This is a genomic window from Gemmatimonadaceae bacterium (assembly GCA_020851035.1).
In the GTDB taxonomy this organism is placed as follows: domain Bacteria; phylum Gemmatimonadota; class Gemmatimonadetes; order Gemmatimonadales; family Gemmatimonadaceae; genus JACMLX01.
Map to the genome: position 1 here is coordinate 84,221 of JADZDM010000021.1, position 25,830 is coordinate 110,050.

At 61.5% G+C, this 25,830-nt stretch carries 17 protein-coding genes; 10 read left to right on the top strand and 7 right to left on the bottom strand.

The genetic code is table 11. The annotated features are described in order from the left end of the window. The first annotated feature begins 511 nt into the window (after positions 1 to 511). The 5 genes from IT355_13225 (at position 512) to IT355_13245 (ending at position 13,481) form a co-directional block, all read left to right on the top strand. Positions 512 to 2,428, top strand: a complete 1,917-nt coding sequence (locus IT355_13225; GenBank protein MCC7054221.1) for a hypothetical protein — start codon at positions 512 to 514, stop codon at positions 2,426 to 2,428. Beyond that, on the top strand, positions 2,425 to 3,966 hold the full coding sequence (locus IT355_13230) for a hypothetical protein (protein ID MCC7054222.1): 1,542 nt from the start codon (positions 2,425 to 2,427) through the stop codon (positions 3,964 to 3,966). Before IT355_13225 ends, IT355_13230 begins: the two co-directional genes overlap by 4 nt. Next, on the top strand, positions 3,963 to 9,629 hold the full coding sequence (locus IT355_13235) for a hypothetical protein (protein ID MCC7054223.1): 5,667 nt from the start codon (positions 3,963 to 3,965) through the stop codon (positions 9,627 to 9,629). Before IT355_13230 ends, IT355_13235 begins: the two co-directional genes overlap by 4 nt. Positions 9,630 to 9,718: 89 nt before the next feature. Further along, positions 9,719 to 11,752, top strand: coding sequence for an AAA family ATPase (locus IT355_13240; protein ID MCC7054224.1), 2,034 nt, complete (start codon positions 9,719 to 9,721; stop codon positions 11,750 to 11,752). Further along, positions 11,742 to 13,481 (top strand): ATP-dependent helicase, encoded by a 1,740-nt coding sequence (locus IT355_13245; protein MCC7054225.1) that lies wholly within the window; start codon positions 11,742 to 11,744, stop codon positions 13,479 to 13,481. The genes IT355_13240 and IT355_13245 overlap by 11 nt, the downstream gene beginning before the upstream one ends. Positions 13,482 to 13,923: 442 nt before the next feature. Here IT355_13245 and IT355_13250 read toward each other — a convergent pair whose 3' ends face one another. The 3 genes from IT355_13250 to IT355_13260 all read right to left on the bottom strand — a co-directional run bounded on the left by IT355_13250 (position 13,924) and on the right by IT355_13260 (position 18,730). Beyond that, the gene (locus IT355_13250) at positions 13,924 to 15,051 is read right to left on the bottom strand and encodes a hypothetical protein (protein ID MCC7054226.1); all 1,128 of its coding nucleotides are present in this window, start codon (positions 15,049 to 15,051) and stop codon (positions 13,924 to 13,926) included. Further along, on the bottom strand, positions 15,048 to 15,596 hold the full coding sequence (locus IT355_13255; GenBank protein MCC7054227.1) for a hypothetical protein: 549 nt from the start codon (positions 15,594 to 15,596) through the stop codon (positions 15,048 to 15,050). The genes IT355_13250 and IT355_13255 overlap by 4 nt, the downstream gene beginning before the upstream one ends. A gap of 461 nt (positions 15,597 to 16,057) precedes the next feature. Beyond that, the gene (locus IT355_13260) at positions 16,058 to 18,730 is read right to left on the bottom strand and encodes a hypothetical protein (GenBank protein MCC7054228.1); all 2,673 of its coding nucleotides are present in this window, start codon (positions 18,728 to 18,730) and stop codon (positions 16,058 to 16,060) included. A 379-nt stretch (positions 18,731 to 19,109) separates the two neighbouring features. On the opposite strand from IT355_13260, the gene IT355_13265 reads away from it, so the two are divergent. Then, positions 19,110 to 19,373, top strand: coding sequence for a hypothetical protein (locus IT355_13265; GenBank protein ID MCC7054229.1), 264 nt, complete (start codon positions 19,110 to 19,112; stop codon positions 19,371 to 19,373). A 704-nt stretch (positions 19,374 to 20,077) separates the two neighbouring features. Here IT355_13265 and IT355_13270 read toward each other — a convergent pair. Together IT355_13270 and IT355_13275 are read right to left on the bottom strand one after the other, a co-directional pair. Further along, a complete protein-coding gene (locus tag IT355_13270; protein MCC7054230.1) occupies positions 20,078 to 20,587 on the bottom strand; it encodes a hypothetical protein in 510 nt (169 codons plus the stop codon). Positions 20,588 to 20,593: 6 nt separating this feature from the next. Continuing rightward, positions 20,594 to 21,343 (bottom strand): hypothetical protein, encoded by a 750-nt coding sequence (locus IT355_13275; protein MCC7054231.1) that lies wholly within the window; start codon positions 21,341 to 21,343, stop codon positions 20,594 to 20,596. 208 nt (positions 21,344 to 21,551) lie between these two features. Between IT355_13275 and IT355_13280 the strand changes: the two genes are divergently transcribed. The 4 genes from IT355_13280 to IT355_13295 all read left to right on the top strand — a co-directional run bounded on the left by IT355_13280 (position 21,552) and on the right by IT355_13295 (position 23,558). Then, a complete protein-coding gene (locus tag IT355_13280) occupies positions 21,552 to 21,845 on the top strand; it encodes a transposase (GenBank protein MCC7054232.1) in 294 nt (97 codons plus the stop codon). Positions 21,846 to 22,085: 240 nt separating this feature from the next. Next, positions 22,086 to 22,295 carry a hypothetical protein gene (locus IT355_13285; GenBank protein MCC7054233.1) on the top strand — a complete coding sequence of 70 codons (210 nt, stop codon included), beginning with the start codon at positions 22,086 to 22,088 and terminating at the stop codon, positions 22,293 to 22,295. 572 nt (positions 22,296 to 22,867) lie between these two features. Beyond that, positions 22,868 to 23,098 (top strand): cupin domain-containing protein, encoded by a 231-nt coding sequence (locus tag IT355_13290; protein MCC7054234.1) that lies wholly within the window; start codon positions 22,868 to 22,870, stop codon positions 23,096 to 23,098. Between the two features lie 4 nt (positions 23,099 to 23,102). Further along, a complete protein-coding gene (locus IT355_13295) occupies positions 23,103 to 23,558 on the top strand; it encodes a hypothetical protein (GenBank protein ID MCC7054235.1) in 456 nt (151 codons plus the stop codon). A gap of 116 nt (positions 23,559 to 23,674) precedes the next feature. On the opposite strand, the gene IT355_13300 is transcribed toward IT355_13295, so the two are convergent. Further along, positions 23,675 to 25,066, bottom strand: coding sequence for an alginate export family protein (locus tag IT355_13300; protein MCC7054236.1), 1,392 nt, complete (start codon positions 25,064 to 25,066; stop codon positions 23,675 to 23,677). 137 nt (positions 25,067 to 25,203) lie between these two features. Then, positions 25,204 to 25,806 carry an SCO family protein gene (locus IT355_13305; protein ID MCC7054237.1) on the bottom strand — a complete coding sequence of 201 codons (603 nt, stop codon included), beginning with the start codon at positions 25,804 to 25,806 and terminating at the stop codon, positions 25,204 to 25,206. Between the last annotated feature and the right edge of the window lie 24 nt (positions 25,807 to 25,830).

Genomic DNA, 25,830 nt, shown 5'->3' on the forward strand with positions numbered 1-25,830 from the left:
GTGTCGCCCGGGCTCTTGGACGCAATCTTCGGGAATAGTCCGAGACAAACGCCCGCCGCACCCTGCCCCCTGAAGCCCGTGACATTTCAGGGCGGTGTGGTGAACGCCAAAAGATTATCCCGCTGGGCTGGTTGACTCCGCCGGGCATAAGGATAAATCCGCTACCATGAGGCGACTGTCAGGGCCTCGTGCTAAATGTTCGTGCGCACGTGCCATTGCCGAAAAGGAACGCGCGTCCGCGCACGCCCCCCCTCTGAAGAAGCCAGCCCGGGTCCCACCTGCTCATCTGGCATCCCCCTTTGCCCACACTGTGTCAGAATCTGCGCTGATTGCGAACACCTACCCACGGGGGCTCCTCGATTGGGCAGGACACCGGACCGGCGGTGTTCGCCGGCTGTTCTATGGCGCGACAGGCCGCCCGGCTGGGGACTTGATTGAGACACCTCTCTTGTCACGGCTTCGAGACTGGGCTCGCGACGTGGCTGGCCGTCATGCTGACGCTCCACGCATCGTGCTTCTCGTCGGCGGGCCGGGCAACGGTAAGACGGAGGCGGTTGAGGAGGCGATCCGCGCCTTGGAGCGTGAACTCGCGCTCGATGGCGAGCTTGAGGCAATTCTTGCCCCACGCTTCGCGCCGACCGACGGATCCACGGTTCCGCGACTTGTCCAAGTAGACATTGGCTCAGCGCTCCGCTCCGCGCGCGAGTTGGTACTCACTCTGGTGCAGGACGCGTCGGTTGCCGACCCTGCGTTAGCTGGGCAGAGCGCGGCCGCTCTGTTAGTTGATGATCTCGAGCGAGAGGTCGCAGCGGACAAGTCGCATGTCTACTTGGCGTGCGTAAATCGCGGCGTCCTTGATGACGCGCTCATCCTCGCAACGGAGAGTGGCCGGGAGAACGTTCGCGCCCTGATTGAGGCGGTTGTTCGAGCCGCCGGCACTGGTCTCGCGGCCCCCCGCTGCTGGCCACTCTTGGACTTTGCAGCGGTCGCGGTCTGGCCGATGGATGTGGAGTCCCTCTTGGTGACGCGCGACGTGCCAGAGGATGAGCCCAGCGACTCACCTGCGATGCAAGTGCTCGCATTGGCCACGACGGCCGATAGGTGGCCAGCCGAGGGTACCTGCCCGGCGGGCGACCGCTGCCCGCATTGTAGCAGCCGCGGGCTGCTGGCCGGGGCGAGGCACCGGACATCGCTCCTGCAGGTGTTGCGATGGTACGAGCTTGCCTCAGGAAAACGATGGAGCTTCCGCGATCTGCTCTCCCTGTTGTCCTACGTGTTGGCAGGAGCACCAGTGGAGGCCGCGGGGACTGTCCTCGGGCCCTGCGAGTGGGCCGCGCGGCTGCTAGAGATGAATGCCCGCGGGTCCGGCAAACCAGATGCCACGCGGCTCGCGGCCCCCTTCCTCCTTGTGGCTGCCCAATACCAGCACGCGCTCTTCGGACAGTGGCCACGCCTCGGACGGGCAGGAATTCGGTCCGACCTCAAGGAACTGGGACTGGAGCAGGACAGCACGCTGCTCGGACTGCACCACTTCCTCACCATGGACCGCACGGCGTCCATTCCTGGCACACTCCGCGACCAACTGGCGAGCATCTGTGCGTTGCTCGATCCCGCGCTCGCAGACCCCGATTCGGACGTGGACGTGAGTGCGCGCTCTAAGGTTCCTTTGCGTGAGCTTGACGCCCGATTCAGCCATGGCGTACGCGAGGGGCTCACGATGATTCGTCGGTATCACAGCCTCTCACCGCTCGAGGTCGACCTCCTCACTCGCCTCGCTGAAGCTGATGAGCGAGTCGGTGCGTCAGACGTCCGTCGGCGCCGGCCAGCAACCGCGGCACGCATGCACATGCTCCTGCGCGATTTCGCGTGCCGCATGGTCCGGCGCAGTCTTGGGGCAGCAGCAGCGGTCGTGCGCGATGCGCAGGTGCTGCGCGACTTTGAGCACGTGATCGCTGGCGATGAGCAGCTCCTGTACAACGCGGTCAGGGAGGTAGAAAGACAGCTCAATGACCGAGAACACTTCGTGGTCGACCTGACAACGACGTTCGGGGAGCCACTGCCGCCAGAGACCAGGCGCGTGGTGCTTCGCACTGACCGGCAGAAGGTGCGCGTACCAACGGCCACCGGGGCAGGACGCCCACGGTCTGACCTTCGCTACCTGTCTGCCGGGAAAAACGCCGCGAGTCAGGCAATCCCGCTGACCTACGAGCTGTTTCGTTCAATTCGCGAACTGCAGGACGGCATGCTCAGCGCCTCGTTGCCGCGCGCAGTAAAGGCCTCACTCGACGCGGTTCGTGCGCGTCTCGCGGGTCGCGTCGTACGAGATGAAGAGCAGTTAGATCAGGCAAGAATTTTCATCGGGATTCGCGATGATGTCATCGTCCGCGAAATGGGCAAATTCCTCGTACGCGACAGAGCCGAGCAGTGAGCGTCGAATCCTTCCTTAGCAGCCCGTGGACATGCTCACACCCTGCCTACGAGAACTCGTCATTCAACCTGCGGCCCGCGCCTGAATTTGCGACGGCAGAAGTCGTGCTCGCGTCAACGTATCGTGCCGCTGGCTTCCTCGGCGTGACAGAGGGCCAGATTCCCGCGCAGGGTCGTGAGCTGGACAAACGCTCGCGCAAAGTCCGCAAGAGTGTAGCGGGGCCAAGACAAATCGAGCAGGACACGTGGAGAACGATCCTACATGGGGCGCTTCAAAGCCCCAAACAGCCGCAGCAATCAGCGAAGAGATTCCTGCAGCTAAGTCCTGTGATCCCAGACACTGCGCTCTACTCTGGGTCAGCTCGCCTGAGCGGCAATTCCTGGAATCCTGGGCAGCTGGTGTCCGCGATGGTCGCCATCGGCTGCCCCAGCGATGAGGCGGCGCAGTCTCTCTGGAGTGAATTGCACGACGCTCTCAGCGTGGGCGAAGACGACGATATCTGGGCACGGTGGCTACAGCTCGAATTCGAGCGCCAACGATTTGTGACGGTTGATTGGCAGCCGCGGTCCATCTCCGCACTATGTCGTTGGCCAGCGCAGGAGCGCGAAGGGCTTCATTTTCCTGCACGCCAATTCGTGCTTGACCTTCGTGCCGTCTTGCGAGCGAAGCGGCAAATGACGCGGCGCCAGTGGTCAAGCCTACTCGAGTCAGTTCTCCGCATCGGTGCGGTGGCTCACGTCATGTGGCTCTGTGAGGTCAGCGACCGCCTTTGGAGAGAACTGCGCGCCGTGCTTGGGGGCAGTCACGCACCATCTGCGGCGGCGCTCACGCGCACGCTCGTGGCTCCTGCCAGTCGCAGCCTGGTATATGGATCACCAGCGATACCCATCGTGCGTGATCGAGCATCAGGATACCTGAACGCGCGGCTCGGGATCAACCTGGTACTCCACGAGCTGGAGCTGCAGGGGATTTCGACCGGTTCGCTCGACTCACTCGCCGATGTCTCGGCATTTCTGGCATCAGTACAGTCCCGCTCCGCCAAGCTCGCGGAGCGCGATGTGCTCGGAGCGTTAGCCAAGCTGCAAGATGAACAAGCGCGCACACTCGCGTGCAAACGCGGAATCGGCTCCAACATCGCCGAGTTTTGCCGCCACAGCCTCGGCCAGCGCCAGACGGCAGATGACAGCTTGCGCGGCTATGACCAGGGCTTCCACCTGAAGAAGCGAGGCGGATACGCTGCCGCCCCATGGGTGGTCTCGCTTGGCCCAGTTGCACTCCTGACGCTCGTTCACTGCTGCCTCGCGGAGGCAGCTGGTCCCAGGTCTGTACAGCGACTCTCTGAGCACCTCGAGTGCTACGGCCTCAAGGTGTACCCCGACAACTTCGCCACGGGCGAGATTGGGCGGAGCTTGCGGATGCTTGGCCTCGTTTTGGATAGCCCCGATGCGGAAAGCGGGATGTTACTTGTTCCGCCGTTCGAGATTTCACGAGACGTTGGCGCGCGCCGTCGTGACGTCGAGAATGGAGGCATTGAATGAGCAAGCTCATTGCCGAGCTCGCATCACGCGTCGAGGCACAGATGCGTGCGATGGTGCGCACGCTTCAGCGTCCGGATGCGGAGCTCCGCAGCGTGTTCCACGGACCTCCGGTCCACTACATGCAACTCGTCCTCGAGCGGCTTGCTTCAGAGGATGGACTGCAGCTTGAGTTGGCGGATGGCACACCTGTGACGCTTCCAGTGCTCTTGCCCGCTCCATCTCTCGCCAACGGTCGTGGCAACCCTGCTGTTGGAGCTTCAGGACTTTGCGACCGCGACCACCTGATTGCGCTGCGTAATACGCCGGCCTGCCCTCGATTCTTGACGCTTGCGACTCCAGGCCAAGATGCGATCCTTTCCCTCGGGAACACGCGCGATGAGTTCGGCGTCGCGCAGGCAGCGAACGGCGGCAGCGCCACCGTTGATGATTGGTGGCACGACCGTTTTGTGCAGGAGATCGTGGACGCCGCGCTCTCGCGCACCGATTGGCGCGGTGAGAAAGAACGCGCAGATGCCGTGGCGCTCCTCGAGCGCGCAGTTCGAGCGGCGGATGCCGCAGATCAGCACAATGACCGGGAGAGACGCCGGTGCTGGGCCGCGCTGGCACGGGTCCTGGCAATCAGCGACCCGAGTGTTCCCTTCGCGACTCAATGGAGCCTTGCATGCGGCTTCCCGCCGACAGGCGCTGGAGTTGACAAGGACCAGCAGACCAAGGCTTTGAGGCATTTGGTTGAGTTGGTGGAGAACAACGGGTTCGCTCCCACGGCGGAGCGCCTTCGACAGGGAGCCAGCGAGGACGAACAACTCGCCATCGACTTGTGTCTTCGGCACCTTCGCGACAATTGCGACCGAGCGAATGCGCTAACGACTGAAACGGCGCCATTCTATTTCGGACCGTGCGCGTCAGACGACCTTTCCGAGCCTCCTCGCTGGTGGAGCGTGCTCACTTCGGGTCGCCTCATCGAATTGATGGAGCAGGACAGCGATGGTCCCGCTCCCGGTGCGCTTGGGCTCGAATGCACGAACGCGCTTGTGAAGGCTGGCCGCGGACTACCCATTGTCGTCGCAGGTCCCGTTGAACTGCGGTTTTCGGGCCCAGCCGAAACCGATGGACCGCTCGACGGCACGGTGACCCGTCAGGCGCCGGGAAAAGGCAATCGCCGCGAGTGGATAGTGGACACCCTCGGCAACCCAGACGTGCGCGACGATGGCCTCCCGCCGCACGAGCGTCCCGTTCCGTATGTCGCACTGTCGGGAAGCCACAAGAAGGCGACCGTTCGTGTCGTGTCGCTCGCCTCATGGGGGGCGGGCGTGGTCGTGACCTGCAGGAACGCCGTGAAGCTGGAGCTGCCGCGTAGGACCAAGGCCGGAAGCCAAGTGACACACGAGTGCAACCTGTCATTGAGTGGCGAAGCGCGACACTTCTTGGACATCCACGTCGCGAGTGGGATTGCGCTCGGCCCTATAGCAACCGGCGAGGACGCGAGCACCGCCGGCGCAGCTCCACTCTCAGCGATGGTGGTACCGCCTGTCGCGGAGTCGGGCGGGCCATGGGGCGTCGACTTGCTCGCGACAAGCGAGTGCTACTACGACCTCGCCGTCCAGTGGCCCGATGGCACAAGCGCAACACTACGGCTCAACATCACATGTGTGGAGGCGCCGAGCGAGGGGTGCCGCAGCGTGTTCGACCGGCTCGTGCGGGTCAATCGCGCGCAAGATCGCACTCGTGGGGGCTTGGTTGTGCAGATCGACCGCCAGTCTCGACTCGCCGACCTTCAGGCATGGGCTCTCGACGCTGACGCCGTGGCGCGCTCGTTCTATCCCGTCGTCATTTCCTCAGACTGCGCAGAGTGCTGGCGTCCGCCATCATGGGAGACGGAGGAAGGGACTGTCATCTCCCGAGGCCGCTTCCTTCACGATCCCCGTCCAAGCTTCGACGAGCTTGTCCCACCCGAAGCGTTCGTCCTTGCGCGCACTGAACTGGCGGCTCGCATTAGAGGAGAGGATGGGCACGGGCTCATGGAAGCTGCGGAGCTCGGGTTGTGGCTGCAACAAGCCGAGTCTGCCGAGCTGCTCGACGCGTACGTGCGCGCGTACTTCTCATGGCTTTCCGCGGCACCAGACGCTGCGGCGTGGGTCGACCTCGTCGTCGTCACGGAGCTCGAACGGGATGGCCGCACGCTCGCACAGGAGCCCGACGCTGTTCTCGTATCACCCTTGCACCCACTCAGGCTTGCCTGGCAGGCGCTTGCGCAGCGCGTGCTCCTTGATGCGTCCCGTGCGGGTATGCCATGTCCCGCCGGGAGCATTCTCGATCCAGACGGTATCCCCGACATCCTCGCCCTCCCGCTGCGCACCGCGGGCGGAAGTACGCGCCGAGTTCCGATGTTGGCGACAGAGTGCGGCTCGGACTCGTGGGCTGTCCTGTGGAACGGCACGAGGGTTGGGCGGCTCGGCACGCATGGAGCGCTCGCACCGTTCGACAAGGAGCTCGGACTCCAACTTGGTGGGGTGACGAGTGGCTTCAGCGCCTCGCAGGTCTGCCGCGCGCTCGACGATGTCGCGACGCTGCTCACAGCGAAGCCGATCCTGAACGTCTTGGTGGCAAGCAGCCTAGGGCAAAGTGAGGCATGCAACGAAGGCTTACTCGACTGGGCTCGCGACCGATTCTCGGTAACAGAGGCTGGCCCGCGTCCGCTGCTCGCGATGGGTTCGCGTGAGCTTCAGGTGTACGATGAGCGCAGCGACGCTGCACGACCGGAGGCGTCAGAAATCGCCAACTTGGCGGAAGACACGGATGCGGCGGTTCGCTGGTACGCGGGCATGCCAGCCGGTCCGCGTCCGGACCTCGGGATCATCGCGCAGCTTGAGACGACGAACGCCGGAGCGGAACAGGTTTCGACAGCGTCGCCCCTGAGCACTGGGGCGCTCGTCCGGCACAGAATCAGGACGCAGCTCAGCGCGGGCGCAGGGGCCTTCTTGAGCGAGAGCCGAATGGCGACAGCCGGCCCTCCGTCTGGCGATGCGCTGGCCGACCACGTCGCGGCCACGACAGCCCTGCTCGAGAACCTCGGAGACACACGACAGGGCTTCACCTTCGCGCCAAGCGTTCAGGCGGTGAGCACCCTGGTCAACGACCGGAAGGCAGAGTTCACGGCGGTCTCCTCGAGCGCCGTGGATCCGGCGTGCTTTCTTGGTGGCTGGCTTGAGGGCGCGTACCTCTGGGACTATGAACTTCCGTCGTACTCCCACCGGGCAGGCGACACCAGCGGCTACTACCTCCTCTCGCGCGTCAAGGACGTCGACCGCGAGGCGCTGCGCGAGCTCCTGAAGCGGCTGCCCGGGTGCGACGGCATGGATGACGAAGCCGTATCCGGAATTCTCTTCGAGGTAGCACGGCGCGGCATCCCGACCGTGCGTGGCCTCTCCGCCGGACACTCAGGGGCTGCGGGTGACCTAGGGCTGTTCATGGCCGGGCGCCTGCTTCAAGACGAGTTCAGGGGCGCCACTGGTTCGGCAGGACTACTCCCAGTGCTGCGCAGCGATGGCGAGGTGCAGGAAGTCGCACTGGTCATCCCGGTAGACCCGTTCCGCGGCTACATGCAGGACCTGCAGCGCGCGCTTGGCATGTCGCAGCTGTTGCGGCCAGACCTCTTGGTCGCCGCGATGGTGATCACCGACTCATCCGTTCGGATTCGTGTGACGCCCGTCGAGGTCAAGTACCGACAGGAGGTCATGAGCACGTCGGATCGCCGAGATGCCCTCGCCCAGTCGGCTGCGCTCGCCGAACTCCTTGAGAAGGCACGCAGCCGAGGTACTGAGTCGGGCCTCGTGATCTGGCAGCTTGCGTTCCAACACTTGCTGCTGACGATGCTGGACTTTGGCTTCCGCGTCTACAGCCAACAACCCGCAGCCCTTCGCGCACCTGCAGACTGGTCTCGCCTCCACCAGCGTGTCAGTGCCGCGATTCTTGGCGATCTTGCCAGCGTCGAGATTGATGCCATTGGAAGGCTCGTGGTCTTTGATGGCTCACCGTCGAGTGCCCAACGCGATGTCAACGACGACGGGCATCACGAGTCGATCATCGTGAACACGCGAGACGGCGCAGAGATCGTGCATGGCCGCTCGGAAGCGCTGGTCGACGCAATTCGCACGGCTGTTGGCGATTGGGGTTTCTATCCGACTGGAACGTCACGTGTGCAAGCTGACATGCAAGCGGCTGACCTTGGTGCAAGCAGGCCTTCGTCGCCCGCACCTTCGGAGACCAAGAGCGAAAACCGACCAATGAGCGTCACAACGCCCGTTCAATCGCCTGAGATCCTGAAGGACGCGACGGAGCCCACCACGGGTGCGAGCACTTGGGTTGACTCCGATACGACTACTTCTGCGGTTGATGGTGACCCATTTGACGGCACGTACGCTCCCATCTCAACGGGTCTTGAGAGTGCGGTGCGAGAAGTACCTGTGCCGAACGATCAGCAGTTGCCTGCAGCTCCACCTCCGATGCGACCGATCAGCAAGCCAGACGGCATAGGCGTGATCATCGGGAGCACTGTCGATGACTTCCGAACCGAAGAGAAGTTGCTGCGCCCGAGCATGACGCGACTGAACCAGCTGAACATGGGCGTCGTCGGCGACCTCGGCACAGGCAAGACGCAGCTCGTCAAGTCGATTGTGTACCAGATTGCATCTTCGTCGGCTTCCAACGACGGTATCAAGCCGCGGTTCCTGATCTTCGACTACAAGAAGGACTACGCTGCTGCCGACTTCGTAGAGGCGGTGGGGGCAAAGGTCGTGATGCCGCACCAACTGCCGTTGAACCTATTCGACACCCGCGGCACGGTCGGCGTACCGCCGTGGATGCCACGCTTCAAGTTTTTCGCGGACGTGCTCGGCAAGATCTACAGCGGCATTGGGCCGGTCCAGCTAGGAAACCTGAAGCAGGCGGTGAAGACGTCATACGAACGTGCTAAGGCGGCGGGTCGCGAAGCCACGATCTATGATGTCCATGACACGTACCACGCGCTCGTGCAGGGCAAGCTTGACGCTCCGCTGTCGATCATCAGCGACATGGTCGACATGGAGCTCTTCACAAAAGAGCCGCTCGAGGCTGGCGCCTTTGAGAGGTTCCTCGACGGGGTGGTGGTGCTCTCCCTTGACCAGCTCGGGCAGGACGACCGCACGAAGAACATGGTGGTCGCCATCATGCTCAACCTGTTTTACGAGCACATGTTGCGCCTTCCAAAGCGCCCCTACCGCGGAACCGACCCACAGCTGCGCACGGTGGACTCCTACCTGCTGGTCGACGAGGCAGACAACATCATGCGGTACGAGTTCGACGTCCTGCGTTCGGTGCTACTGCAGGCGCGAGAGTTCGGCGTGGGAGTGATCCTCGCCTCCCAGTTTCTCCGCCACTTCAAGGCGGGAGCTACGGACTACCGCGAGCCACTGTTGTCCTGGTTCATCCACAAGGTTCCGAACGTCACGGCGCAGGAACTGGCAGCACTCGGAATGCCGGGGAGCAGTTCGGAGCTTGCCGCGCGGGTGCAGCAGCTCGAGAACCACCAGTGCCTGTTCAAGACCTTTGACGTCCCGGGAGTGGTCGTGCAGGGGCTTCCATTCTATAAGTTGCTGCAGGAGCACCGAGGTCAGCCGGCACGGTGAGCGTATCCGACTTCCGTCACCCGACTGTATGGGGGTCGCGGAAAGAACAATCCCGCTGTAGAGCCACGCTCATCAAGGCCTAACAAGATATGCGCGTAGAAAAGCTCGCGATTGAAAATTTCAGACTCTTGCTGAGCGCGGAGATGTCGCTCGAAAGGACGACAACACTGATTGTCGGGCGCAACAACAGCGGCAAAACTTCGATCACTGAGTTCTTCGCTCACATCATGGGCGAAGAACCAAAACGGCTTCGCCTTGAGGACTTCTCTGCCGCAACACGAGATAAGTTCCTGACCGCCAAGCAACTGCGTCAAGAAGGCAAAGACGATGACGACGTTCTCGCGGCGCTACCGATCATTGCCGCTACGATCTTCGTTTCGTACGATCCGGACGAGCCACTTGGCGCGCTTGCGCCGTTCGTGGTCGACCTTGACCCTGATTGCAAGTCCGCCAAGATACGCATCGAGTACCGGCCGTCGCGTACATCCCTCGCACTACTGCTTCACCCGCCCTTTACAGCGGGTGGTTCAGAAGACACCGCGCATTTTTTCGGGAACCTGCGCGATGCGATTCCCAAGGCCTACGAGTACCACGTTACAGCCGTTGACCCAAACGATTCAACGAACGTACGCGCCGTTGAGCTGAGACAGCTCAGCATGCTCTTTCAATGTGGGCTCGTAAGCGCCCAAAGGTTTCTTGACCACAACAAGCGCGGCGAACCAAACATTCTTGGCAGGCTCCTTGAAGGCCTGTTCACGACAGCATCAAGCGCCACCGCGACGACAGCTGACCAGGCAATTGCGGCAGAGCTTAAAGTCGCGGTCGCGACAGTCGAACAAAGCATTCATGCCGGCTTCAACGAGAAGCTCACGGCATTGCTCCCGAGAATCAAAAGTTTTGGATACCCAGGTCTCAACGACCCAGACTTGCGCACACAGACAGCACTAAATGTCGCCAGTCTGCTCAGCGAGCACACGAAGGTCTTCTACACCGGGGCTCATGGCGTCCATTTGCCTGAGGGCTACAATGGCCTTGGCGCTAGAAATCTCATCTACATCCTTCTCCAGCTTCTAAGCTTTCACAAGGCCTTTCGTGCGAAAGCGACGTTGCCTGGAGTGCATCTGATATTTATAGAAGAACCTGAAGCTCACTTGCACCCGCAAATGCAGGAAGTCTTCATCAAGCAATTGAGTGCAGCAGTTCAGGCCTTCTCTGGAGAATATCCCGACCAAGAATGGCCTGTCCAGTTTGTCGTAACTACGCACTCGTCTCACATTGCAAACGCCGCCCCATTTGACTCGGTTCGCTACTTTCTTGCTAGAACCGCAAGCGATGAGACGTCACGGGAAACCGTGATCAAGGATTTCCGGAAGGGAGCAGACGGAATCAACGCGACCGACCGGAAGTTCCTGCATCAATACATGACGCTGACAAAATGCGACCTGTTTTTCGCCGACAAGGCGATTCTCATTGAAGGTGCGACCGAACGCCTTCTGATGCCACGGATGTTCGCCTTTATTGACGCCGGACTGGAAGATTCCAAGAAGCTATCGCACCAGTACGTCTCTACAGTGGAGGTCGACGGAGCGAATGCGAAGATCTTCACGCCGCTACTCGACTTTCTCGAACTGCGGTCATTGGTGATCACCGACCTTGACGCCGTAAGGCTCGGCAACGGAAATCGCTACGTAAAATGCCCCTACTCGCAGGGAGAGCGATCCATCAACACGACGCTTCGCGACTGGTTCTCGGCGAAGCCGGACGAAGCGCTCACGCTCGAGACACTGAAAGCCAAGGCGCCTGAGGAGAAGATCCGCGGCTATCGTCGGATTGCATATCAGATCCACGAGGCCGGCTCACTCTACTGTGCGCGCACGTTTGAGGATGCGTTCATCCTCGCCAATCCCTCACTGTTCGACCTAAAGGATGGCGAGCACTGGGGCGACGAGTCATTCGAGATCGCTGCAGATATGAGCAAAGTCGAAACTGCACTCAAGTACGGCCTCTCGGACGACGAGTGGCACGTTCCTGCATACATTCGCGAGGGGCTTCTCTGGCTTGCGGAGCCCACTCCGCTGCCCATGCCACAAACCTCTAGTGGGGAGGTGCTTCATGCCACCTGAGACGTTATCGCCTGCCCGGCAAGCCGCAGAGAGCGCCCAAGCCAGAGTCAACTACTGCATCGACAACAACATATCGTTTCGACTTGAAGCGGGAGCAGGAGCTGGAAAGACCTACTCTCTAGTTCATACGCTGCAAAGACTCCTCACGAATCGCGGTGACACGTACATCCGCCGTGGCCAGAAGATCGCTTGTATTACCTACACTAACGTGGCGAAAAGGGAGATTGCGCTTCAAATCGACGACCACCCAGCAGTGATTGTTGAGACTATTCATGCGTTTTGCTGGGGATGCATGAGCCAATATCAATCCGCTCTGCGGACAGAGCTTGGGAGCCTAACACGTCACGCGGAGAAGATCGGAGAAGCGGGTGGTCTTGGCAACCGACGTATTGAGTACGACCTCGGCTTCTTCGGTGTTCATGAGGACAGGATCACTCTTCACCACGACGATGTCCCAGAGTTGATGGCCAAGTTTCTGGCAATGCCGAAGTTCCAGCAGATCTTCGCGAGAACTTACCCGGTAGTCCTTATCGATGAATACCAAGACACCAGTTCCGCTTTCATGGGTGCGCTGGCCACTCATTATCTGGAACCCAAGACCGGACCGCTGATCGGACTTTTCGGCGATCACTGGCAGACGATCTATCGGGACGACTTCGACCTGGCGACGTTGCCAAACGTGGAGGGGATCAACAAGGGAGCGAACTTTCGCTCTGCGCGCGCTATCGTCGACATGCTCAATCGCCTTCGCCCCGACTTACCTCAAGTCGTCGATGATGAGACGGAGCAAGGGGAGGCTCGGGCATTTCACTTGAACACATACACGGGAGAGCGGTCGGATACAGCACACTCGAAGTTCGACACTCCACCGGATGTCACAAGAGCCTACGTTGCGACGCTACGTGCACGACTCGAGAAGGAGGGCTGGGACTTTTCCGCAGGCGTTACGAAAGTCTTGATGCTGACACACGCTTCACTCGGGGCTGAGCAGGGCTATCCCTCAATCGCTGAGATCTTCAAGTCCTATTCAGACGCGCTCTCAAAGCTTGACGATGTCACCCTTGATTTTCTCGGCAGAGTCGTCGAACCGATGTGTGCTGCATACAATTCAAAGGAATACGGGAAGATGTTCGAAGTGCTCGGCCGCACGAATGTGCTGCGGGTGCCTTCAGAGAAGCAGGCCTGGGCAGACGACATGAAGTCTCTCGAGGTTCTGCGGGCAACTGGAACGGTCGGCGATGTGCTGGATTTGCTGAAGACGACGCAGCGCCCTCGATTGGCTGACGGCGTGAGTCGGCGAGAGTGCGACATCGCGGTGTTTGATCCGACTGCGGGTGAGCCAGAGAAACCTTCTGTTGACAGACATCGGCGATTGCGTGATGTCAAGTACCAGGAGCTCGTTAGTCTAGTTCGGTTTGTGGAAGGATTCACGCCCTTTGCAACTCAGCACAGCGTGAAAGGCGCCGAATTTGAGAACGTGTTGGTCGTATTTGGTGGAGGCTGGAACCATTACAACTGGCCACGAATGCTCGAGTACATGGTTGATGGCGCGACGCCTACGGCTGCACATCAGAAGGGATTCAGCCGGGCGAGAAACCTGTTCTACGTTAGCGTCTCCCGGCCGAGGCGCCGCCTAGCCGCCCTTTTCACACAGACGATGAGTGCCAAGTCCCTCACGGTGCTAGACAAACTGTTTGCCGGCAACGTCGCTGCTGTGAACATTCCTTGAGCATCGCAAGTGCGTACTCTCGCGCATATGTTTCTGTCGCCTCGCAGGCGTAGATCGCGAAGTTTGAGATGAATGTGCCGAGAGATGCGCCCCGTCAGTCGAATAAGACGTCCGAGCGCCGGCGGTCCGAGGTTGCGCAGGTGCCAGGCGTGACGTACGGTCTGCACGCGAATGGTTGTCTTGGTTTGCGACCAGCTCGGGTTCTTCAAAGTTGATTGCGCGTCACCATTGCGGTAGTCCTGTCCGCAGCGCCGGCCAGCGCATAAGCAACAGCGACAAAGTGCCACCGTTCGCTGAATCGACTCTGTCTTGGTCCCGAGTCAAAAAAGGTCTATGCGATCTTGGTTCTTTGCCTGAACCTATGCGGCCTCTGGCGCACCACCGAGGGCCGATTCCGAGTCCTTAGACGCGCTACTGCTCTTCAGATACCGAGATTCGGACCCTACTCCTCGGCCTGAATGTCCCGAAACGAGAATCGCTCGCCAGTCTGCACAACGTCCATCAGCACGCGGCGGTTGACCATCGGCCCGATAACGTCATCGAGGGCTTCACCCGCTTCGTGGACTCTGACATGAGACCCGCCCCGCTCGTCAAGCGCAATCTCTAGCCAATCCTGGTCAAGGTGAACAGCGCGCAGCACGCCCGCCAACCGTCGCTCAACTGCCCCAGCAGGTGAGGTTGGCCTAGGGGGACGAGCCTTTCGGATTGCTTGATTCACGGCATCACGCGTATTGGAGACCATTGTGACTGTACGCGCGTCCGGACGGGCCGCATCACGGATGTCAATTTGCTCGTAACTCTTGCCGGTCGGTGCCAAGTTGCGCGCGAGCTTCAGGAAGACGTCCCGGTATCCTGCATCAGGGACGACCGTCGAGAGCGACTCAGGGTCTATCGCGCTCGCTCGAACGATTTCTAGGAATGTCGTCGCGACCTGCTCGATCTTCGGTCGCTGGGCGGCGAATAGGTCGCCCTGTGGCGGCTCTTGGACGCGGACGGCGAACTGGTAACTGCCAGGAGGAGCCTGAAACAGCCACGGCCGACAGTACCCCTGCACTTCTTGGCTCGGATCGCCGCGACGGCGCAGCGGCTGATCAAGAAGCATCTCAATGGTGCGGAAGAAGAAGGCTTGGACCTCCTTCACTTTGCTCACGATGAGGTCTAAAGGGGCACCGCCTCGCACGATCATGCCACCCTTTACCGAGACAAGGACATCACCCTCCAAGAAATGGAGGCCAACCCGTTCCTGCTCCTCCCGAGACCACAGATTTATGAGGATGTCCTGCAGCTGGTCACAGGCGAAGGCGGGGAGGTAGCGCGTGGCCAGCCAAGTGTGCGCGAGATGCTGCGCACGTGCGTATTCATGCGCCTTGTAAAAAAGGGCTGTCGCGCTGACCGCTGTGATGCCGAGCGTGCGCTGCTTGTGCACGTCAAGATCATTGAGAGCGCGCTCCTCTGCCTCGGCAGCGCGTCGGTACAGATCTTCGGCGGCGGCGGCCCCCCGCGCGCGGGCTACGACCTCCGCCTCACTGGCTAGACGCTCGCTCTCAGAGTGGTGCGACGCCCAAGTCATGGACCGGAGATGACGTCGGAGAGCAGAATCCGCTTTTCCAAGAAGCCCACCACGCCTGCAAAGGCAGGAAGGTTGCTTCGCCCGCGGCGCGTTTGCGCGATCTTCTCAAGCAGCAGCCGTTCGATGGCAGCGGCGTTGCGCTCGTCGGTTCCGCCGACCTCCAGCCGGTAGCAGTCCTCCAAGTCCTCCACACCCGATCCAACCGGACCTATGTAGTAGTCGGCGCCCGTGCCCTGCTCGGCACGCCGCACGGCGTAGAGCTGCTCACGAAGCTCGGCAGCAGCGATGACACACGCGCAGGCCCCCGCCTCAGTCGTGTCGGTCACGTTATTCCATGCGTCGAGGCACCGTCGGTCGGGAACAGGCCAGCTGACATGCGTCGACTCCGATACGTCACGCGCGCGAACGACGAACTCCGTCGGTGGCGCGTGATGCCGGGCGAGGCAAACCGTGGCGGCCTCGTGAAAGCTGGCAGCGATAGCCGGTGTAAGGGCACGGTGCCGGGCATCCATGTTCTCAATGGGTAGATCGCGCGGCACGGCCATACAAGGGGGGGGCAGTCTCAGTCGGAACGGATTTCGTGGATGCGCGGAAGGCTAACGTACGTCCGGGCCTGTCCGCTGGCAATGTGAAATTCTCGCGGCGACCTATACGCTACCTCAGTCCGTCGGCGAGGCGGGGCCTCGCGACTGAGCACGGCCCCCACGCACTTATCGACCTTCCTCCGAGGTGCCCCGCTGTCGCTGCTTGGCAGACAGAGCGACCGTTGCGAGCATGGAGACCTCCTCGTAGAACATCGCGCTCACGCGCTCAACGGAGCGGTGAATATGCCGATGTCGGTTTATTGATGGAGCCTGAAGGGAACGTCGAATGATGTGCGGTAGCGCCGCGCATGATCGACACGCTCCTGTCATCGGGGCTACTTCCGCGGTCCCGCATGAACGGTACGATCTTCAGATCCCGCTCGGATCTTTGGCAGCACCACCGAACCGTCTTGGGCGCCTCGTCACTCTAAGATGCTTGCGCGCCACCTTTGAAAATCATCTCCATATGCGCTGCCCTCCGGCAAACGCTCGCAGGCATCGCGAGCTGTCGAACGGGCCTCGGTGATAAGATCCAGAGCGAGCTCAGCATTCGCGAGGTGTCGAAGAGTCCACGCGTGATCGTTCGCCCCAATCTGCTTCTCCAGAACTGCGCGCAGGCGCAACACAGCGTCGCCTGGTCGGCCGAGCTGAGTTTCAAGCCGCGCTGCGTGTCCTTGCCCATAGGGGTTGTCCGCTGCGGCGAAGAATGTCAATGCCTGAGTGAGATTTGCCTCGCGCCGCGCGGGGTCGTGTTCAGCGGCATTCTCATAGACTTCCGCCCAAGCTGTTCGCTCGTTCGCGTGGGTCACGTCCGTGAGCGACGGAGCAGGCAAGGCGTCGAATACTCTCCAGAATGAGTCTCGGTCCACCGACCGCCAAACCTTTGCGAGGGCCCCGAATGCGAGAGGGCCGAAAGGTAGCCCACGGCGTGCGGCGCTCATGATGAGCGGTTCAAGAAGACCGATGAACTCCGGAAGTGTTGTGGCCAAGTCTACGCCGGCTGCGTGACGCCGCAGCAATTCGGCAGCAGCCAGCGTAGCTGGCATACTGACCCGCCCCGGCTCGTCCCTCGCCTCCCGCAAGAGGCCGAGGAGTAGTTCGCGAGCCCGATCTCCCCCGTCAGGAACGCAAACACCGCGAGGAAGTTCAGTAAGCGTGCGCGCAAGGAGAAGCCGAACAACCGGCGGCCCTTCGTCCGGCTCCACACTGGCCAGAAGGCCTTCAAGATCTGCAACTGCCTCTTCATGCCGACCGAGCAGCTTCAAAGCGCGCGCGCGATGGTGTCGCACATAGACCTTCTCCTCCGCAGGGACAAACGCGCTTGCGAGCAGAGAATCGAAAGGCGCGAGGAGCTCGGCGTCGGTCACAGCCGGAGCATCCAAGGTCCCCTTTTGCAAACGCACGAGCGCCTCGGCGAGTTCGCAAGCGGCACGAGCACCAAATGCATCTCCGTCTGCAGCGACAGTGTTCGCAAGCTCAATCGCGCTGGGGAGCATGCTCGCTGTGACGTCACGCGGCACTCCGCTCTGCAGCGAAGCGTACAGGTGCCCGTATCGCCAGTTGCCGGAATGCAGGATATCCCAGAGAAGAGATTTGTGCACGCGAGCAAGGTGTTTCACCAACATCGCGCGCGCTTCGCTGTTCGCCAAACTTCGGACATATGCATCCAGTGCATTCTCTAAATCATTGACCGGAATCGTGAGTGCGGGAGTGAGTGCGGGCAGGCTTGACCAGATGAGGTCATGCAGGCGGAGTGTGTCTGGCTCATCGCCAGTCACGAGCCCGTACCTTTGGAGCGTCCGCGCCGCGTCTGTCCCAATCGCGCTACGAAAGAAGCCCGAATGCACTCGCGGCGAGCGACACCACGCGAAGAGCGCGAGCGCTCTCTCAAGCACTGCCCGACGGTGGGAAAGGACAACGTCAACTAGGCGCTGAGCGCGCTCTGGCACCGTCAGCTCGCCAACGCGCGAAACTTCCGCGGCCACGTCTGCCCACTCCGCCCCATCGCGCGCAAGTCCATTCAGGAGTCGCAGTGCCATCGGGTGCCCTCCGACTGCAGACATGATAGCTGCAAACGCTGTATCGGGGCACCGCTCCGCCTGATACTCAAGCAGCTGTCTTGCCGCTGCGAGAGACATCGGCGGCATCACTACCGTAAAAGGAGTTTTGATGAACTGCTGCGACGTCACGATCACACGAGCATCGACGAAGCGTGCGTCCCGAATCTGCTCAAGCACTTGCTCGATTGAGGATTTCGACTGCAGATCGTCGAGAACCAGCAGGCATTGGCGAGAGCGGAGCATCGCCTCCAGGTTGATGCCCATACCCCGACGTGCGACGTCGACGGCACCGAGGTCCTTCACGTCTGACACGGACAACTCTGTTGTCCAGATCGGCCAAGCGAACTGGTCTTGCAATTGGTGCGCAACAGAAAGCGCAGTCACGGACTTGCCGTCACCGCTTAGGCCTGAAATGAACGCGATTCCGTGTGCGTTTAGAGCAGCGACGACCGCATCCTCTACCTCAGCCCGCACAACCACACCGGATGGCAGACTCGGAATGTTGTTTGTCGAAGCATAGAGATCACGAAGCTGTCGAAGTGGCTCTAGGTGACCGGCAAGCGTGTCGTATGCAGCCTCATCCTCGATAACGACGTCTGCAATGTGCTCAGCGAGGCGCCTCGCATCGTACACATCGAGGACGATCCCGTCTGATTCCCAGACTTGATCACGCCAAGCCGTGACCGCAGTGAATTCGGCTGCTGTCGCTTGTTGCGATGAGAGCAGATAGATCTTCTTGGCCATTGGAAGGAGTCGACGAACGTGGTCGTAATCCATCGCTGGCTTCTTTAGATCATCGAAATAATTATCTGCTGTTCCATACTGCGCCGCAACATCTCCCTCTGCGCTGTAGCTGTCGATGGTATAGCCTTGGGGATTGCCCTTGACACCTTGCCCGCGGTGCAGGAGAGGGATCTCGGCGAGGAATTCGGCGAGCAGATCACCTACAGGCTCCCAGGCCACCCCCGACAAAGGACGGATGACACGCACAAGTTCGTAGATCAGGGTGTGGCGGGCGTCCGGATGGAGACTCATGGCGAGCTTGGGTGAGTGCGTTTGAGCGCCCTGTTACCGAATCCTCGCGGGCGAACGAAGAAGTTGAAGTGCAACAGATCTTCGCCACGCCTTCTATCACGCGCCAGCGGAGGGCCGGGAACTGTGATTATTGGGCGCGAGCGGCGCTCAGAAGGAATTGGTCAAACCAGAACTTATGTATCCGGACGATCACGGCTGCAGGTCGCGGCAGCCACAATACGGAGAGAGCCCACACTCCCTTGCAAACTCCTGCGCGCCAAGTGCTTACGTCAAGTCGCTGCGAGCGTCCGGAGTCCTGTCGTTAGGTGACCTCAAAGCGGTAATACGACACATCTCCCAGTCCTGCTGTCCATGGAATGTGAAGTTTTCTCAAGAGTTGGTGGAGAATTCGCCCTTCCGGGCGCGGATGTTCATGGCGGGCAAAGCCTCTCTCGAACTCGCGCGGGATATTCTGGCGCTCGATCAGGACCAGTTCAGCGCGCTGTTCCGGAAGTCGCCAATGAAGCGAGCCAAGCACGGGGGGCTCAAGCGCAACGCTGTCGTGGTGGTCGGCAACGTCGGGGGCACCACGGACGCCTGTATGCTGGATGCCGCCCCGTCCGACGAGCCGCCGCCGACAAGGCGGCGGGCGCTGGTCCAGTAGTTTGTCACCACGTGCGCGACCAGCATCCAGCACGCGTGTCGGCTTGCAGGGCTCAGCCGGATGGCCTGCTACCGTTCAGGACCGGCAGCGGACCCGACCGTGCATCACATACACAGCCGTAAGGTCGCGCTTGCCCGACCGCGCTATAGCGCGCCCCGGATTGGGATCTTCCTGCGACGCGAAGGGTCGCGGGTCAACCACGAGCGCATCCTCCGCCTGTACTGCTTGGTAGGACTGCAGGTGCGGTTGCGGGTCAAGCGTCGGAGGCACCGCGGTCCAGCCCTGGTCCCGACCTGCTGCGGGCAGTGACGGAGCATGGATTTCTCTATGACGAGCTGATGAATGGTCGCGCCATGCGGTTGCTCTCCGTCTGCCCCGGCGCTGCGTGCGACCTCAGGCGCGGGGACCGGGGGTGAAATCAACGAGGCCCGGCGCGAATGACAGGCGACTTACGATTCGGCGAAGGAAGGCGGCTCCCGAGTTTGGCGGACGCGTGAGCGTGTGGTTCTGAATCCCGTATCGAGTTCAACCATAAAACGGTTATACCGACACATCTCCCAGTCCGTCTACCGCTGGAATGCGAAGTTCACGCACGGCCGCCGAAACGGTTTCAGCCCACCCATGTCCACCAACGATTCAGCGAACGCTGCGCGGATAGGCAGGCATGAAGGACGTACGTGAGGACGCTGCTGCAGTGTTAAAGGCTAGTCGCCAGCCGCCCGCACGCGGTTAAGCTGCTCCAGAGAAACGGTTGCAAATATGGGATCGTTTTCGGCGATAGGATCCGAGAGACATACTTCTGCGACGTACTTGATGGCCAGATCTGCACCGGCGACATCGAAGACGAGATCAACAGCCGCTCCATCCGCTCGATAAGCGCGAAATGAAGCGCGCCCGGCCGTCGCCAAGCGCTCCAAATAGGCTCCGGCGTCAAAGAGCACAACGTGCTCTTCCCAGTACGTCCACGCTGATTCTTTGAGGGGCTCGGCGTCGAATGAAAAGTCCAAGCGGCGCTTGTCAAAGTTGCCCCCAAATGGAGGCGATGTAAGGACGTCGATGTAGATGGAGTTCGGCCCAGCATTGTCACACTTGATGACAAACGAACTGCTTCCGTTCCGGGTTACGGCAACTGCACGAAGACCGTCCGGCCCGTTAATCGTCCTCATAATCCAACGGCTCGACGGGTCGCCGATCTCCGTATTGACCTGTGACATCAACCCTCAGCGGATGAAGGAGATATCGACGTAACACTTTCCACCGTATCCCGTGCCGCACCTCGTGCCGTTCAAGGCATCATGTGTGATGCGGAGTCGCCTCTTCCCGATTCGCGTGAGGCCCCACGCGGAGCAACCTTCAGTACGATTAATTACTGCCGATGTGATGTCACCGACGCAGTCGAAGTAGGCGTTAGTCGGATTACATGCAGCCCCCGAGCAGGGGATACTAATGACAGCGTACTCCTCGCCAGCGGACTTGCCGTCTCGTGCTTCGGAACTGTCCTTTAAGGTTCTCTGAAGCGCAGCCGCCAGCTGTGAAATCGTGACGACCTCTGGGCGGGCCGAGTCTAGCTCCATCCGCGCGTATGTGTTTGATCGACCGCCTCCCTGCATATTGCCGATGAGGCGAAAGTCCTTCACAATTGAAGAGGGAACGGCAATCTCATCACCAGTGCACAGCGTCACTACGTGAAAGTCACGCGTGACTTCGTTGACCGCGACGACAAACACCGGGTCGACCTGCTCGCGGCTAAGAATGGAGGCGACCTGATTGTAGTAGTTGCTTTCTGAAGCGGAGCGGCCCTCACCGCATTGCTCATCGCACGCCATCTCAGCCAACATTCTCCCTTCAGTGTGATTGCTTGCGGTAACTTTCACGTCTTTGCCAGACGCGTTGCCGCAGGTGCACCCGTAGGTGTACTCCCACACTCCGAAACCGGAGGGAACTCGACTCTTGAACACGACGCTTGCCATCGGATCCTCTAACTTTGAAGTTTAAAGGCATTGTGCGAGATTCCCTGAATTGCTGACATTATATATTGCGCAAAGCGACCGCAAGTAAGCGCGAGTATAGTGGCCGAGGCGCTCCGAAAAGAGCCTGAAGTCGTCACGGCGGTGAGCGCTGGCCAAGTGGCTTGTCATCACGTTCAAGACCAGCATCGATCACGCGAGTCGGCTGGTAGTGCACAGCCGGACGGCTTGGCATCGTCCAGGACCGGCAGCGAACCAGACCGCGCCTCGCACGCGCATCCGTGAGATCGCGCATGCCCGACCGCGCTATGGCGCGACCGGGGTCGGCATCCTGCAGCGACGCGAAGGGGGGGGGCAGGTCAACAAGAAGCGCACTCACCGCCTGTATTCCTCGGAAGGCCTGCAGGGTGCGGTTGCGGGTCAAGCGTCAGGCACCGCGGTCCAGCCCCGATCCCGAGCGGCTGCGGGCAGTACCGGGGCATGGATTTCGTCGTTGACGAGCTGATCGATGGACGCGCCTTAAGGGCGCTCTCCGTTTTCCCAGGCACTGCGTGCGACGTCAGGCGCGGGCACCGGGGGCGGAAATCCATGAGGCCCATCGCGATTGACAGCCGAGTCACGATGCGGGATCGGGAGGCGGCTGCTGCGTTAGCGGGCGCGTGAGCGCGTGGTTCCGAATCCCGTATCGAGCTCAACCATAAAACGGTTATACCGACACATCTCCCAGAGCTGCTGCCCATGGAATGTGAAGTTCTCGCAGGTGCTGGCGGAGGATTCGCCGTTCCGGGCGCGGGAGTTTCTTGCGGGGAAGGACGCGGTGACGCTGGCGACGGACATCCTCAGATTGGATCAGGAGCAGTTCAGCGCGGCGTTCCGGAAGTCGCCGATGAAGCGGGCGAAGCTGCGGGGACTGCAGCGGAATGCAGAAATCGTGTTGGACAACATGGTTCCGTGAAATCCGTTGAACTGACAGAGCTCGACCGAGGTGTGTCGATCGCAGCAGATGAGCGCCATGATCGGTGTCTGACGCGGGTTGTATTCGGTGCTCCGGCAGCGTTCCGAGCACCTCATCACCACGAGTCGGACCGAACGCGGAAGGCACACGCAGACTCTCAGACGCCGCTCGTCGATACGATCACACTCCTGTCGGATCTCCAGCGAATTCCGAGCGCGCGCGTGCCACGCGTGCAACTGCCTGCAGGCGCGTGCCTTCACCACTCGTCACCCAACGCGGTGCCGGTAGGCCGCTGACTTTTGGGATCAGAATTTGCACGGATCGTGCACGAGCATGACATTCACACCGTCAGCGGTCGTGGTGTCACCGGCTCCCACTGACATGGCGGGTATTCCAGACCAGATCTGCGTCCCACAACCTGAGGCTCTCTCATGAGTTCACTTGACCGATCGCTTGCCGGTGCTCCGCTCCGGTTTGACCTCCCCGACGAGTGTGCACGCGTTCGCGATCCGGAGTCCTGCGCAGCAGGCGGCCGCGCTGCGCGCACTCTGATAAAGGAAGGGTCGCTACGGATGACGCTGATCGCGCTCGGCGCTGGCGGCGGCATGCCGGAGCACCACGCCGACGGGCCGATCGGCATTCACGTGCTCGAAGGCAGCATCCGCCTGCAGGTCGGCGAGGACGAGTATCTGCTCGACACCGGCGCCCTGCTCAGTCTTCCGAAGTCGGTGGTACACAGTGTGTCGTCGGCCGAAGGCGCGTCGTTCCTCCTGACCGTTGCATTGCCCGTTCCGGTGGGCTGACGCCATGTACACGTTGGTCCGACGCTTCATCAAGACCGGTATCGCCTTCCTGTTCGTCGGCCTCGCGATCGGCGCTTGGATGGAGGTGCAGAGGGATCTGCTGCACGTATGGCCGAGTGCCTATCTCAAGTCAGCGCACATCCATGCACTGCTGATGGGTTTCGTGATGTTCCTGATCCTTGGCGTGGCACTGTGGCTGTTCCCACGCCCTGCCCAGGACGATCATCGCTACGCGCCCGCTCGGATCGCTGCAGCCTATTGGGTGCTCGTCATTGCGACGGCGACGCGCGTTTTCGGAGAGCTCGCACTCGCCAACAGCAAGTCGCAATGGGGCGAGTGGATGGCGATTGCCGGAGGGTTCGGCCAGGTGCTTGGACTCGCCATCTACTTCTGGTCAATGTGGGGGCGGATCCGGCCCACGGGCAGCCAGATACGCGAGGCCCGCGGCGAGCGGTTCTGAGCGCTGCGACACTTCTGATGTGACCTGCCGGCGTATGGCCGATGCTTGATGCCAGCGGCTGCCGTCCATGCCTCGGCGTCGCCGAGCAATCTCGCGAACGACGACCCGCTCGGCGTTCAGAACGTGAACGCACTCCCCACAAATGACCAACGTTCCGTCCGAGCACCAGCAGCCGTCCCGGTCAGGAAGGCACCGGGGCGTAAGACCGCTCCACCGGCAATCGCAACGAGATGACGAGTGACGCGCCAACTTCCTGTGAGGTCAACTTCGTCGGCCACGTGCCGCGCGGTGGATCCGTCAGCTGCTCGGAACACGGTGTTCTGCTTCGTCCAGGCACCATCCTCGAGCGAAAGGCGCGCGAAGTGATATGCGGCGCCGCGCAGTGAGAGCGTGCGCAGGGGCGCCCACGTGCCGATGAGATGCACTTCCCGCATGTTGGTGCGACCAATCACATCGGCATACCCGCCATGCGCATGCGCCGCAGGGTAGAGCGTGACGAAGCCTTCGCGGACGGTAGGGGAACTGGATCGTTCGCCACTCGCTTCCTCCACTCCCAGCGCCAGCGACGGTACACCGTGCACTCGGCGCCACTCCACCGAGAATTCCGCGACCCAGAACCATGCGCGCAACGGGTTTATGCCTGAGCTGCCTCGCTGGATGGCGCTTTCCAGCTCAAGCGAATACTGATGCCGTCCACTGGTATCGCTCGCACGCCACACCGTCCGCCCCCCGACGGTCACTCGCTTCGTGGCACTGGCCGGGGCGCGCAACCGCTGCTCGATCACATACCCCTGCCACACGGCAGGTAGCCCCCGAGCGAGCGGTACGGCGCTGGCCGAACTGCCGACCGACACCATGTGAACCCGCGCCGCGGTGTCGGCACGATTCTTCAGTATCTGTCGCACCACCACTGGACGCACGTCGAGCAGTTCGAGCGTGAGTGCCCCCCTCGTGAGCTGCAGGTGCGTACCCTGCGATCCGCGCCGTGTGTTCGCCCAGTCAGGGACGCCGAACATCCGCTCGCGATTGATGGCGATCTCCTGACGCCCCAGACGGAGAAATGACGGTCCATACCCCACCTCACCGAACAGATTCTGCACATCGTGCCTGTCCTTGTCGGAGGGGCCCGCCCCGCCGGGTAACGTACGCCCGTAGCTCTGCGCGTCACGCCCCTCCACGAACGCCCGTGCACGCAGACCATTGCCTCGCCCCACCCGGAGGTCAGCACTCACGAGCAAACGCGACTGCGAATGATCGTCGTCCAGATCGCGCAGCGTGAATCCGCGAACGAATTCCTCGCGCCATCGCACTTGTCCACCCAGCGTGAGCGTGAGCGCCCCGCCTGGAGTGACAGGCATTGCCTTGATGGCGTCGCCCACGCCGCGGCTTCGGGTCACCTCCGTCCAGTCCTCGTCGAATCGTAGATTGCGAAAGTCGGGATGCGCATGGCGTGGCGCAGCAGGTGCGGTGCGCTCGTTCGAATCCGAGCGGGCGGGAGGCTGAGCCATGGCGGACGAAGCGCATAGCAGTGCGAGCGCAGTCCCGCAGCGGAGCGCCAACCGAATCAGCCGCAGACCGACACGCGTCCGCTGGGCCTGCAGCACCGCGACGCATGCATGTACCAGACGGGAGGTCGGGTGCATGATCACCGTTGCGGTACGCGGTCTGCAGGGCTGGGCAGCATTGCACGCATGACCGCGCCGACCAACGCCGGCCGGTCCACCGGAACGCGCTCGGTCTGGAAGATGCGCACCCCATGGGGATCGAGCACGCTGATGATATTCGAATGCTCGAAGTCTCCAGTCGGCAGGGCGCGATAGCGCACGCCGAGCAGGACGGCCAACTGGCGCACGTCAGCGGCCGAAGCGCGCATGGCCAGCCATCGTTCGTCGAGTGCCATCTTAGCCACATATGCACGCAGCGCGGCCGTTGAATCACGGGCGGGATCGAACGACGCCAGCACGAATCGCACCCGACCACGCGTCGCGGGCGGCAGTGCGCGCTGCACGGCAAGCATCTCGTTGGTGAGCAGCGGGCACGTCATGGTGCACGACGTGTAGACCATGGCCAGCACGACGACGTCCCCCCGCAGGTCGCGAAGCGGCATGGTCACACCACGCTCCGTCGTCCACATGGCATCAAGAGCGTACAGCGAGCCCGGCACCGGAGTCGAGCCGCGATCTCGTCTGGCTGATTGCTGAGCCCACACCGGCCGCACGAGCACGGCGAAGATCAGCGTGAGCAGCACCCGAGCTATTCGACCACTGCGGTG